Origin of the sequence: Priestia abyssalis, assembly GCF_002019595.1 — a bacterium.
GTDB classification, from domain to species: domain Bacteria; phylum Bacillota; class Bacilli; order Bacillales; family Bacillaceae_H; genus Bacillus_BA; species Bacillus_BA abyssalis.
Window position 1 is genome coordinate 3,647,321 of the sequence record NZ_KV917369.1, and the last position, 12,605, is coordinate 3,659,925.

General features: G+C 39.1%; 13 protein-coding genes. All 13 read right to left on the reverse strand.

Annotated features, from left to right (window positions below; genetic code table 11):
• Window positions 1–29 precede the first annotated feature (29 nt).
• The gene (locus BK575_RS17530; protein WP_078412123.1) at window positions 30–371 is read right to left on the reverse strand and encodes a Na-translocating system protein MpsC family protein; all 342 of its coding nucleotides are present in this window, start codon (window positions 369–371) and stop codon (window positions 30–32) included.
• Between the two features lie 258 nt (window positions 372–629).
• Window positions 630–986: a hypothetical protein gene (locus tag BK575_RS17535; RefSeq protein WP_078412125.1), complete on the reverse strand. Its 357-nt coding sequence runs from the start codon at window positions 984–986 to the stop codon at window positions 630–632.
• Window positions 987–1,018: 32 nt separating this feature from the next.
• Window positions 1,019–1,288 (reverse strand): 30S ribosomal protein S14, encoded by a 270-nt coding sequence (gene rpsN, locus BK575_RS17540; RefSeq protein WP_078412127.1) that lies wholly within the window; start codon window positions 1,286–1,288, stop codon window positions 1,019–1,021.
• Window positions 1,289–1,434: 146 nt separating this feature from the next.
• A complete protein-coding gene (locus BK575_RS17545) occupies window positions 1,435–1,689 on the reverse strand; it encodes a type B 50S ribosomal protein L31 (protein WP_078412129.1) in 255 nt (84 codons plus the stop codon).
• A 151-nt stretch (window positions 1,690–1,840) separates the two neighbouring features.
• Window positions 1,841–3,133: an ABC transporter substrate-binding protein gene (locus BK575_RS17550; protein ID WP_078412131.1), complete on the reverse strand. Its 1,293-nt coding sequence runs from the start codon at window positions 3,131–3,133 to the stop codon at window positions 1,841–1,843.
• Between the two features lie 139 nt (window positions 3,134–3,272).
• Entirely contained in the window at window positions 3,273–4,718 is a 1,446-nt protein-coding gene (locus BK575_RS17555; protein ID WP_078412133.1) for a PTS transporter subunit EIIC, read from the reverse strand.
• Window positions 4,711–6,411 (reverse strand): glycoside hydrolase family 13 protein, encoded by a 1,701-nt coding sequence (locus BK575_RS17560; protein WP_078412135.1) that lies wholly within the window; start codon window positions 6,409–6,411, stop codon window positions 4,711–4,713. Before BK575_RS17560 ends, BK575_RS17555 begins: the two co-directional genes overlap by 8 nt.
• 537 nt (window positions 6,412–6,948) lie before the next feature.
• Complete coding sequence (locus BK575_RS17565; protein ID WP_078412137.1) at window positions 6,949–7,941, reverse strand: LacI family DNA-binding transcriptional regulator; 993 nt, start codon at window positions 7,939–7,941, stop codon at window positions 6,949–6,951.
• A gap of 319 nt (window positions 7,942–8,260) precedes the next feature.
• Entirely contained in the window at window positions 8,261–9,460 is a 1,200-nt protein-coding gene (locus BK575_RS17570) for an FAD-dependent monooxygenase (protein ID WP_078412139.1), read from the reverse strand.
• 50 nt (window positions 9,461–9,510) lie between these two features.
• A complete protein-coding gene (locus BK575_RS17575) occupies window positions 9,511–10,623 on the reverse strand; it encodes a cupin domain-containing protein (RefSeq protein WP_078412141.1) in 1,113 nt (370 codons plus the stop codon).
• 20 nt (window positions 10,624–10,643) lie between these two features.
• Window positions 10,644–11,144 carry a DinB family protein gene (locus BK575_RS17580; protein ID WP_328589519.1) on the reverse strand — a complete coding sequence of 167 codons (501 nt, stop codon included), beginning with the start codon at window positions 11,142–11,144 and terminating at the stop codon, window positions 10,644–10,646.
• Window positions 11,144–12,100, reverse strand: a complete 957-nt coding sequence (locus BK575_RS17585; protein WP_078412145.1) for a fumarylacetoacetate hydrolase family protein — start codon at window positions 12,098–12,100, stop codon at window positions 11,144–11,146. The genes BK575_RS17580 and BK575_RS17585 overlap by 1 nt, the downstream gene beginning before the upstream one ends.
• A gap of 34 nt (window positions 12,101–12,134) precedes the next feature.
• A complete protein-coding gene (locus tag BK575_RS17590; RefSeq protein WP_078412147.1) occupies window positions 12,135–12,389 on the reverse strand; it encodes a YciI family protein in 255 nt (84 codons plus the stop codon).
• Window positions 12,390–12,605 lie beyond the last annotated feature (216 nt).

Here is a 12,605-nt window from a genome sequence, read left to right on the forward strand (position 1 = left end):
CAACATTTCTCCAACAATCATCATATCAATTACATACTAAGCGATTGTTCTAGATAAACGACTGTACAAGCGTGCTCACTTGCAGGATCATAATCCTTAAATATAGTGGTGACCTTCACCCCAAACTGCTTCTCCAATTTTTCTTTTAATCGACGTTTATATTCTACGGCTAAAGCCCCATCGACAGATAAGGTCAACTCAGGATACCTTTCACTTAATACTGAAATTAAAGGCGAGCGCTTCGTCTGGGCAAAAATGACAATCCGGTTATCTACGATGTCAATTTTTTGCTTACTAACTCCCGCACTATAAATCTCTTGATTAACCTCATTATATAGCTGTGACAACTGCTTTTTAAAAGAAGAATTCACACTTACTCACCTGCTGCTTCTAGTTCTTGCATTCATCATAAACAAAATTGTTATCTTTTGTCATTACACATGTAAGAAAATCTAACAAGGTATTTTGCATTTACTTCCCAGCATATTGCAGCTTCAGCCTCCCAAGGATTGACATCTTCCGGTAAGAAATCTTGGTCATGGACATGAATCAGAGCTCTATTAAAATCATGGAACTATTCAGAACGAAAATAAGGATTGATTTCTGATAGAGAAATCAACCCTTATAATCTATGATAAAACAAGGACATACTGTATGTTCTTAATTGTCTCAATTTGATTACCATGTACTTGTTCTGTGTAGTCAATCCACTTATAATTCTTTATTTTTCTTTCTAGTTTTTCGTTTATTTCATCTTCAATTTCATGCATCAATCTAACGGTTTCATCTAACGACATGTTAAAGCAACTGGCTGCCTGATCGTAGGGTAATTGCTCTTTGAGAAGGATCAAAAATTGCTCCTTCGTTTCGGATTGTTGTGCTAAACTATCTTCAATTCCTTCAATAAACTGGTACAGCTTTCTTTTATTTCTTGGAAGAGAAGCCACAATATTCCTCGCAAAAATCTCCATCATTTTCTCATTCATTTACACTCACGATGCTCCTGTCATTTCACTGCTTACCAGCTAGATTTTTTAACCCCTGGGATTTGCCCCTTATGTGCCAATTCACGAAAAGCAATACGAGACATCTTAAACTTTCTTAAATACCCTCTAGGTCTTCCGGTAACTTGGCAACGATTATGAAGCCTAGAGGGTGCTGAATCACGAGGAAGCTTACTTAATGCAGCATAATCCCCTTTTTCTTTTAATTCTCTTCTTAAATCTGCATATTGCTCCACTATTTTTTGTCTCTTGAGCTCTTTTACAACTTTAGATTTCTTCGCCACGTATGTTTGCCTCCTAAATACCTTATATAAACGAAATGATTACGATTTACAAGTTGGACTTTTTTATGTTAAAAGACTATATTGACTCTCTTCCTCGACTGCCTAGATTACAAACAAAGAGTTAACTCTAATATGAAGTGAATGAATTATTTCTTTTCTTTCATATTGTATTTTTGAAGGAATCGGTCCACTCTTCCACCTGTATCTGCAAATTTCTGCTTTCCTGTATAAAACGGGTGTGTATCAGAGCTAACCTCTACTTTAATTAATGGATACGTATTTCCGTCTTCCCAGACAATGGTTTCATTCGATTTTTTTGTAGATCCAGTTAAAAACTTATAACCGCTGTTTACGTCCATAAATACAACTTTCTCATAATGTGGGTGTAAATTTGGTTTCATACTATCACCTCATAATAAATTTTCTTTTTAATGATAATCAAAATCATTTCGTTTTGCAAATAAAAAAGCATACCTCTAAAAAGATAGCCTATGATTTTACCAAAGGAAGACCCTCCCTTTTCAAGGAAGAGCCTAAAGCTTGCGAATGAGATTATTTTTTCAATTTTGCCCAGCTGCCATCGAGTGCTTTCAACGCTTCTTCTTTGGATACTTGTCCATCCACATATTTTTGAAGAGTTGCACCAAACTCCTGTCCTGCACCATCCGGGTATTTCATAAACTGCCAAGAGAAGGTTTTCCCCTCCTTAGAATATTTAACGAGCTCTTCACCTAATGGTCCAATCCCTTTTGCTTCAATTGTTTTAAAAGCTGGAATATATTTGAACTCTTCAACAAGTGCTTTCTTTCCTTCTTCAGACGTAACCATCCAGTTCAAGAAATCTTTTGCCGCTTTTTTGTCAGCTTCCGGCGCTCCGTTGTAAACAACCCAGTTACTTGGTACATCAACCCCTAATTTATCCGCAACAGCCAGATCATCACTAAGCGGCATCGGAAGAATACCTACCTCCATGTTTGGGGTAATTTTATCAAGCATTGGCTGGATCCAGTTTCCTTGTTGAATCATCGCAGCCTCACCTGTCGCAAATAAGGTCACCTGCGTATTATAGTCTGTCGTTAATGAATTTTTATTTCCATATTTAATCGTTAAATCCAACAGTTTCAAATATTGTTCAAACTGTTCATTGCCTTCTATTTTAGCTGTACCTTCATTTAAACCTTGAATGAACTCATCTGGGTTCTCTTGTGCAGCAAATGGAATATTAAGTCCATGGTTCCCCAATACCCACCACTCACCGTAGCCTATAGAGAATGGAGTAATACCAGCAGCTTTCAGTTTTTTCGCCGCTTCTTCTAATTCAGAGAACGTTTTTGGAGGCTCCGTAATACCGGCTTTTTTAAATAGCGCTTTATTGTAAGCAAAGCCGTAGCCCTCAAGACTGACAGGCTGTCCATAAACTTTACCGTCCATTGTCGTTGCCTTTAATGAGCTTTCATACGCATCCTTGATCCATGGCTGATCCGATAAATCTTCTAATTTATCCTTCCATGTTTGCGCATCTTGATATCCTTGAATCGTAAAGATATCAGGAGCATTTCCGGAAGCAAATTGAGCTTTTAATGCTGAGGCACCATCAGCACCGCCGCCTACTGTTTGGAGATTGAATGTCACATTCGGGTGTTCTTTTGTATATTGATCTGTTAACGCTTTTAACTGATCTGCAATTTCAACTTTCCCCTGAAAGATATCCACCACTACTTGATCACCGTTACTGCCGCTGTTTTTTTCTCCAGACCCGTTATCACTTCCGCAAGCTGATGTGAAAAGAAGCGAAGCGGATAACACACCTGCCGCCAGTGGATTTCTTTTGATTTTTAATGCCATGTTTCTTTCCTCCCCATTGTATGAACTATTCATCTCTTTAACTCTCTTTGAATATCTGTATGGTATCGATACCATACAGGTGTAAAAAATAAGAATACCAACATGTTGTATTCACAGCCTTTGAGGCTCCATAGAAGCTTTAACTAACATTGCTCAATTTCTGGTCTTTATCCTCAACCATCACTTCTTTTGGCACTGCAAATAAATAAGTGATGATAAATGCAGCAACAAAAATCAGAATGGAAACCACCATATAAACAACCAGCTGGTTCCACTCATAAATGTACATTAATGGAGAAAGAACGACAGCTAAACCATATGAATTCGCTTTAATATTTAATAAGGATAAAATGGCACCTCCAACAGCGGAACACGCAATCATCACATAAAGCGGTTTCATGCTGTACCTCATTACGACACCAAATAAGGCCGGCTCACTAACACCGAGTAATTGTGTAAGAGCGGCACTCATACCTGTCACCTTTACCGTTCTTTTATTCGCTTTTATTGTAATCCCCAAACATGTACCCGCATTCGCAAACCCGTACATCGCACATAACGTAATCAATGGGTTAAAGCCCGTATTGGCAAGCAAGGTCGTTTCAATCGCAATAAATAAATGATGCATTCCTGTCATAACGGCTAACGGGTATAAAAACCCAATGAACAAACCCCCAATCCCTAAAGGCGCACTGATGAGTCCGGTAATCACTGTTACGAGTCCCGCTTCTACAAAGTGCAATAAAGGTCCAATGACAAGCAAACCAGCAACCATCATCGTTAATAAAACAAAGAAAGGAGTAAAGATCAGGTCTAATGCATTTGGCATGACAGCCCGCAGCCTTTTCTCAAGTTTCGCTCCAAGAATCCCAACTACCAGTGCGGTTAAAACTTTACCTTGATAACCGACAACCGGAATGAAATCGAACACCATGAGCGGTTTGACTCCGCTGTTGATGTCTGCTACCGCATACGCATTCGGAAGAGCAGGTGAAACAAGCATTAGCCCAAGGACAAAACCAATGATCGGCATCCCGCCAAAATTCCTGAAGGCAGACCAGCAAATTAATGCAGGTAAAAAGGCAAAAGCTGTATCCGTCAGTACAGATATAAGTGTCTTCAGATTTTCAGGAACATCATTGGGACTCATATCCATTAAGCCCAAAAATGCATCACTAAACAACACACCTTTTAGCCCTAGAAATAAACCTGTCGCTGCGATGATAGGGATAATCGGAATAAAAATATCTGCCAGCGTTCTGACAGCCCTTCTAATTCCCTTTTCTTTCGCAGCGGAGTTTGCTTCCTTCTTTGGCTGATCATTCTCCTGTTCAGGTTGATTTCCCCGCAAAGCGGCGTATACTTTATTTACCGTCCCGGTACCTAAAATAACCTGATATTGGCCAGCGTTATAAAATACGCCTTTGACTTCGTCTATCTTTTCAATGGCCTCATCATCAATTTTACTGCGGTCTTTAACGGAAAACCGTAACCTTGTTGCACAATGAACATATGATTCGATATTATCCTGGCCAATGACATTAATAATTTCTTTTCCTATACGTTCGTACTTATTTTCACTCATGATGTTTCGCTCCTCTCTTTAGGAGTATTAGTGCTTGATATGGTTTTAAAGAATATCTTTGTTCAGAAATCGCTTCTTTTTCTTCTTTGTAGTTGTTTAATAACACATCATATTTCGTATCTAATTCGACCGGTTGACTTTCAGGTGAAAAATTAAAATAACAAACCACTTCTTCTGAATTCAATTTACGCTTATACGCAATAATCGTTGAATGTTCTTCTAAAATAGGCTCAATCTCTCCATAAATTAAGCATTCACTTGCCTCACTTGTTTGCCTCACTTGAATAATTTTTTTATAAAAATTCAAGATAGAATCTGGATCCTGTTCTTGTTGTTCCGCATTAATGATTTTGTAATTCTCGTTCACCCCTAACCAAGGCTTAACTTCTGAGAATCCGCCATATTCTTGATCACTCCAATGAAAGGGTGTTCTTGAATTATCCCGGCTGCGCAAATTGATAAAGTGTAATGCTTCTTCCGCACTAAAGCCTTCGTTCATGGAACGATAGTATTGATCAATACTTGAAATATCGTCAAACTCTTCAATACTTTTCCTCTTAAAATTAGTCATTCCAATTTCTTGGCCTTGATAGATAAAAGGCGTTCCACGAAGATAAAAAAACATCGCTCCCAGCATTGTCACAGAATAGAAGTTTCGATTCTCTTCTTCTTTTATATACTTGCTTATGGATCGGTTCTGATCATGATTTTCTAAAAAGTTTGCTCCCCAGCCCACTTTTTGGATTTCCATTTGACTGGTGAAGATTAATTTTTTTAAATCTACCACATTCCAATCGACCCTCTTAAACCATTCACTGCCGGAAGCTACATCAAGGTCTGCATATCTAAAATCAAAAATCATGGAGAAGTATCCATTGTCCCCGATATAATCACCGTATTGCTCATAAGGTACACCGGGAGCTTCTCCAATGGTGACACAATCATACTTGGCAAATGTCTCATCATTTAACTCATGCAGGAATTCGGCAATGCCCGGTTGATTACGAGTCTTCTTTGTACATTTTCCAAGGCCGTCCACTCCGTCAGCCGGAATGTTATCGTAGTTTTGGTCTTTTTTAATAAACGTTATGGCATCCACTCTAAATCCGGCGATTCCCTTATCAAGCCAGTAATTGACCATTTTATATAAATCTTCCCGGACTTTTTTGTTTTCCCAATTCAGGTCTGGCTGCTTTTTGTGAAAAGAGTGGAAGTAATATTCATTTGTATTCTCCAAAGGCTCCCATACACTGCCTCCGAAAACAGAGCGCCAATTGGTAGGAGGCTGGCCATCTTTCTCAGACTTCAAAACATAATAATCCCTATATGGGCTGATCTCAGGATTATTTAATAGATCCTGGAACCAAGGATGTTCATCGGATGTGTGATTGATGACAAGATCAAGAACCATTTTAATGCCTTTTTCTTTTGCCTTTTCAATTAGCTCATCCAAATCTTTCATCTCTCCGAACTCCGGGTTTAACTGATAATAATCTGAGATATCATACCCGTTATCAGCCATTGGCGATTGATAGATCGGACAAATCCACACCATCGTAATCCCTAGAGACTGCAAGTAATCCAGCTTTTGGGTAATCCCTTTTATATCGCCTATTCCATCATTATTCGAATCATAAAAACTTTTAGGATAAATTTGATAAATAACTTCTCTTTGCCACCACTTTTTCTCCATGTTGTCCCCTCCAACTATGTATACATTTAAACTACCTTGCTAGATCATTACGTCTGCTACTTACAAGTGGTATCGGTTTCATAGGTGAGCAAAAAATAATCATTCCATTTCCAAAAGTAAAATAACTATTTATTCACCTATTTATATGTAACAGATGCGTAAAGCACTTAAAAACTATATGGTATCGGTTCCATAAAGAAGTAAAAAAATATAAGTTTAATAATCTATTAGAAATGGAACCGGTTCCTGTTTTTTATTATACTTTTGGCTTTTCTATTCTGTCAACGCTTACTTATCAAATTCTCACATTATAAATAACTCATTTACCATTTATATACATTACACTTAATAACGCCACACATCTTCATCCAATCCAAAGGCATCACAATCGTTAGCTCGGGCAACTTGAATCTGCTCTCAAGGGTTCACCTATGCGGATGGCGCCAACCCCGCAAGGGGGGTGTCAGCCGCTTAGGTCTAGAAAATTTGGCATGGCCGTTCTTTGGTCATGCCAAATTTTCTAAATCGATCTATATATTATGTTGATTGCCGGACGATCAATTCGATCGGCAGCTCGTAACTTTTTATCTCCATTTCAGGGTTATCCAGCATTTCAATAATCACTTCTACAGATTTTTCCCCCATCTGATCGACAGGCTGGCGAATGGTCGTTAGTTTAGGATCTAATATTTCGGCAATTGGCTGATCATCAAACCCAATGATTGCAAGGTCATCAGGAATGGTTAACCCCCGCTCTTTTGCTCCAATCATAATTCCGCCCGCAACTTCATCGCTGCCAGTAAAAATAGCGGTTGGACGATCATCCATCTCTAGAATTTGCTTGATAACCTGTTTGCCATCTTCAATCGTATGCTGATCTATAAAAATCCATTTCGGATTGATTTTAATTCCCGCTTCATGTAATGCTTTTTGAAAGCCTTGATTACGATCCTTACCTTTCCCTTGCTCATCAAACAATCCGCCTGTGCAGTAAGCAATTTTTAGATGGCCCCTTTCAATCAAATGCTTAGCCCCCAAGTATGCCCCTTTCGTTTGATCTAAACGAATCATTGGAACAACTGCTTGATTGACATAATCATTGCATAACAAAATAGAACCGTATTCTCTATATGATTCTATCACGTCCCAATCATTTTCAATTGAAGTCATAATCACTCCATCTACTTGCTTTGTTTTTAATAAATTTAAAAATGCCAATTCTTTCGCTTTATCTTCATTGCTTTGGCAAATCAATACTTGGTATCCCTTTTTATAGGCAGCCTGTTCAATGGCATTCACTAAAGACGAAAAGAATGGATTGACAATTCTAGGCACAATAACACCTAGTATTGTAGTTAAGTTACCTCTTAGCCTTCTTGCAGAAGGATTTGGCGTATAGTTAAGTTCTTTCATTGCTTTCATTACGAGCTCTTTCTTCTCTTTTGAAACATATGAATGGTTATTTATCACACGCGAAACGGTTGTTTTTGACAACCCTGATAATTTGGCTACATCTGATATTGTAGGCATTTGTTCATCACTCCACCGTCAACTGAAATCGATTCCACATCTATTTTACTGTAGAAAAGAGGCTAATTGCAACGACTGAATAACAGACAGCTTACGTGAAACAAACGTATATAGACACGCTCACACCTTACTTATTATTAAATGCAATAAAATAATGAATGTAACATCAATTAAGTCCCAAGGTTAAACTTATTCCTTGGGACTTTCTCTTATGTTTCATTTAATAACTCGACACATCTTGCTTTCATCGAAGGATACGACAATCGGTCATCCGGATAACCTGAATTGTCCCTCAACTTTTCTAAATCGATCTATATAGTTATTTGCTTACCTTTCCAGCTGGCAGTTTTTTATATCCGTACAACCAATCGATCATCTCGAATTCTTTTGCCTCTGTTTGCTCTAGAAGAGTATCACGCAGCAAAATAGAGACTGGATCTTCCGCATGGATAATTTCTCCCCATGTACGGGCACTTTTTTGTACTTTGGCGGTGCGCGGAATGCGCTCTTCTTGGTAAGCCAGGAATGCTTGTTCAAAATTTTCACCATGAATTTTTAGCATATCAGCTAAGTAAGAAGCATCCTCTAATGCCTGACAACCGCCTTGCGCCAAGTATTGAAGCATTGGATGGGCAGCGTCTCCAAGAAGTGTGAAGTTGCCTTTTGTCCAGTTATCGATTGGTAATCTGTCATACATTGGCCAACGAATTTGGCGTTGAATGAAGGATAGAGCATTCTCAACAAGCGGGTGACACCCTTCAAACACTTGATCCATTTCTTCCGGTGTTCCCCAGTCATTTGAATCAGGCTTGTAATTTTGACTTTTGAACACCACTACTTGGTTATACAATTCGCCTTTACGAACGGGGTATTGTACCACATGAAGATTAGGGCCGATCCACATAATCACGTCATCCATAGCTGCATCAGAGCTGATTTCTTCAATTGGCACCGTTCCGCGATAGGCTACATAATGAGAACAGATAGCTTCGTCATCGGCAAAATACTTGCGAGTTTTGGACCAAAGGCCGTCTGCGCCAATTACGGCTTTTCCTGTAAATTGTTCGCCTCTTTGATTGGTTACCGTTACACCTGATGCATCTTCCTCAACCGTGTCAATGATTTGATCATTGACAAGACTAATGAGTGGATTTTTCTCAGCTGCTTCTACTAGCACGCGATGCAAATCTGAACGGTGCAACACAATATAAGGGAAACCATATTTTGCCTTAAATTCATTCCCTAAATCTAATACAGCTAATTCCTTTGCCGTATAAACATCTTTTAAAACAAGTCTTTTTGGGAACACGGCAACTTTGGCGATTTCATCAGCTACGCCGAATCGATCTAGAACCGCCATCGCATTTGGCCCCATTTGAATACCTGCTCCGATTTCACCGAATTGAGGGGCTTGTTCTAAAATTTTTGTTTTATGGCCCGCTTCAGCGGATGCAAGAGCTGCTGCTACTCCTCCGATTCCTCCACCAATGACAAGCACTTCTTTTTCTTGATTAACCATTATGTCGTCCCCCTTATCAAATAATACTTATACCTCTTGCTCGAATATACTCATACTAGTACAGGTTTAAATTCTTCTTTTGTTTCCTGATAGCCATTGTTAGTTTCATATGGCTGCTCTTTCTCAAGGTCGAATTTTTCCATAATCGGTAAGTCATTTACCGAGAAGAAGAACGTATCTTCTAACGCTATGTGCTCATGTACTGCCCAATTTGGAATAATAAAGTAATCACCTTTTGACCAGTCAAAACGAACACCGTTAATAATGCTGTACCCTGAACCTTTAAATACTTGATAAATTGTCGAATGTGTATGACGATGAGCTTTTGAATGGAACCCTTTCGGCAGCTTCTGAATCCATGCTCCGATATTCGGGTTCGCTGTTTGTCCATTTGATGGATTAATAAATTCGACTGCATAACCATCGTATGGGTCTGGTTCAAAGCGAGATAATCCCTCAATGGCCTTTAATGTTTGATTCCATTTGTAAGCGCCAAGCGGTGCCACCTTAGGATGACGGTCAGAAATCGGACGAACCATACCGCCTTCATAGCGTTGTGCAGAATAGTTATCTGGTACTCTCGGTTGTTCGATTCTTTCAGGATATGGCTCGAAGAACGTACCACCCATCATATAAATGGTCGGGATATCAAGAACGTCCATCCAAATCATCGGCTCAGTCCCTTCATGTCCGTGACCATGCCAGAGGTTTTTTGGAGTAATAACAAAATCCCCTTCTTCCATGAAAATGCGTTCACCCTCCACAATGGAGTAAGCGCCTTCACCATGTGTAATAAAACGAAGTGCATTTTGTGTATGACGATGAGATGGTGCTGTTTCCCCCGGTTGAAGCAGCTGCACTGCTGCGTAAAGCGTTTGCGAAGTAGAAGCCCATCCCCATGGTTGACGATAGTCTAAACCAGGGTTTTGAAGATAAATGGCTCTTCGTTCACCACCACGCTCAGGAGTAAAAATTTGCGCCGCCTCTCCTAATTTTTTCTCGAGTAAATCCCACTTCCAAAGGTATGCCTGTGCATGCGGCTCAGGCTGATGATGCATCAATTCTGGAATTGCCTCCCAAAGCGGCCCGAGATTGTATTGCCGAATATCTCTTGTAAAGTCCTGGACTATTTTACTTTTAAAAAAATCCATTTTTTCAGCCATTCTCCATTCCTCCTGTTCGATTACTTATTGACCTTCGATAGGTTGCGCTCGATTTGTCCTAAATGCTTACTCGTATGTTCAACAAGTAAATGATCCACGATAAAGGAGATGGGCTTTGTACCGAAACGAGGATTGCGGCTCGGTGCCTCCATCGCTAAATTTTCTTTATTTAATTTATTAAGCGTTTGTTCTACCTGTGGTTTTAGCGCTTTCAATTCGTTTAAAACATCGGATAAAGAAGTGCTGTCAACCTTACTTTTATTCACAGCAGCTAAACGGCCTTCATGCTGCAAGCCGCGTCCCCACTCTTTACCCGGAGTCTCTAGAAGCTGTTCAATTTCATCAAGCCAATAAGGAACCGCTTCTACAAGATGACAAAGAATTTGCATAACAGACCATTCTTCTTCCGCAGGGTTCCAACGAAGTACATCGTCGGAAAGCCCTTCTGCTTTTTGAATCACTTGATCAAGCGACTGTTGAACGGATTTAACGGAATCTTTAACGTTTAAGGCATTCATCATTATTTCACCTCTACTACTTCTTTGACACTCGTTACGCGGTTTTCAAGAGTGCCAATTTTATCGATTTCAATTTTGACCACGTCCCCGTCTTTTAAGAAGACTTGCGGATCGCGTGCTACTCCGACTCCTCCTGGTGTTCCAGTTAAAATGACATCTCCTGGCTCCAGCGTCATTAAGCTGGATAAGAATTCAACTAAGTACTGAACAGAGAATACTAGATTGGCCGTATTAGAACGTTGGCGCTCTTCACCATTTACAGTCAGAACGACTTCTAGTCCAGCAGGGTCTTGAAGTTCATCGGACGTTACTAACCACGGACCCATCGGTGCACTTCCATCAACTGTTTTTCCTTGGAGCCACTCAATGGTGCGGCGTTGAAGATCACGATACGTCACATCATTCACAATGGTATATCCAGCTACATAATCAAGAGCGTCTTCTTGGGATACATTTCTTGCACGTTTACCAATAACAAATGTAAACTCCGCTTCATAATCAAGCTGTTCTGAAATTGGATAAAATGGAATATCATCTTGCGGCCCTATGACCGTATTGGCAAATTTGGCGAATACAACCGGATATGGCGGAAGCTCTCGTTTCATTTCCAAAATATGTTCACGATAATTGTGACCAACACAGATGATCTTTCCAGGTGATGGAACAGCTGCTTCCACTTTTACTTCATTAAGGTCATATACAAGTCTAAAGCCATTATCTGTTTTATTTTCTAAGGCATATTCAATGGCTTTTTTAGCAAGCTCCAAACTTTCTTTTCCACCTTGTAAAAATCCAGTCATATCTGCAGGAACAAATGCATCCGCAATTTGTTGAGCGCGAATTTTTCCTTCTGATGTAAGCAAAGACTTATAGGCAACATGTAAATCGATAACCTCTTCATTGATGATAGCTCCAATACGTTGTGTAATACCTTCACGGCTAAATGTAATTAATTTCATGAGTAAACTCCCCTTCTTTTAAAAAAATTTATAGTTAGTTTGCATTCCATTCTTTAATGGTGTAAACGGCTTCATTTTCCTGGTTCATTGGATCTTTCTCTACAATATTTCTTGCCCCTTCCAAAGAAGCCGCTTGAAGAACATAGGCTCCCCCAGTTTGATCTCCAAACCCTCCCGCTGTCATTAACGTTTGAGTTTCTCTTAAATTTTGCAGAAATTCACGATGACCTTGGATTAGATCACCTGTAAAAGAAGGCTTTCTTTCAATCAGCACTAAAAACTTTTTCATTCCATCACCTCATAATTTAAAAAGAAATCAAAATTATCTTTTTAGATAACTTTGTTCTCTATTTATATAATAAACTTAATTTATTTATTTTAAATTGTCAATATTTTAGTGAGAAAAATTTCAGAAAATTAAAATCGCCCTTTTTCTTTCTGAGGTTCATTCCTTCTAATGTTATAATTTAGTTATTGTCATTTTTTTTGTCTCATTTTAGCTGTT

Coding starts and splice junctions, on each gene's coding strand:
- BK575_RS17535 (WP_078412125.1), bottom strand. CDS start 986: ATGAATGAGAAAATGATGGAGATTTTTGCGAGGAATATTGTGGCTTCT.
- BK575_RS17545 (WP_078412129.1), bottom strand. CDS start 1,689: ATGAAACCAAATTTACACCCACATTATGAGAAAGTTGTATTTATGGAC.
- BK575_RS17550 (WP_078412131.1), bottom strand. CDS start 3,133: ATGGCATTAAAAATCAAAAGAAATCCACTGGCGGCAGGTGTGTTATCC.
- BK575_RS17555 (WP_078412133.1), bottom strand. CDS start 4,718: ATGAGTGAAAATAAGTACGAACGTATAGGAAAAGAAATTATTAATGTC.
- BK575_RS17560 (WP_078412135.1), bottom strand. CDS start 6,411: ATGGAGAAAAAGTGGTGGCAAAGAGAAGTTATTTATCAAATTTATCCT.
- BK575_RS17565 (WP_078412137.1), bottom strand. CDS start 7,941: ATGCCTACAATATCAGATGTAGCCAAATTATCAGGGTTGTCAAAAACA.
- BK575_RS17570 (WP_078412139.1), bottom strand. CDS start 9,460: ATGGTTAATCAAGAAAAAGAAGTGCTTGTCATTGGTGGAGGAATCGGA.
- BK575_RS17575 (WP_078412141.1), bottom strand. CDS start 10,623: ATGGCTGAAAAAATGGATTTTTTTAAAAGTAAAATAGTCCAGGACTTT.
- BK575_RS17580 (WP_328589519.1), bottom strand. CDS start 11,144: ATGATGAATGCCTTAAACGTTAAAGATTCCGTTAAATCCGTTCAACAG.
- BK575_RS17585 (WP_078412145.1), bottom strand. CDS start 12,100: ATGAAATTAATTACATTTAGCCGTGAAGGTATTACACAACGTATTGGA.
- BK575_RS17590 (WP_078412147.1), bottom strand. CDS start 12,389: ATGAAAAAGTTTTTAGTGCTGATTGAAAGAAAGCCTTCTTTTACAGGT.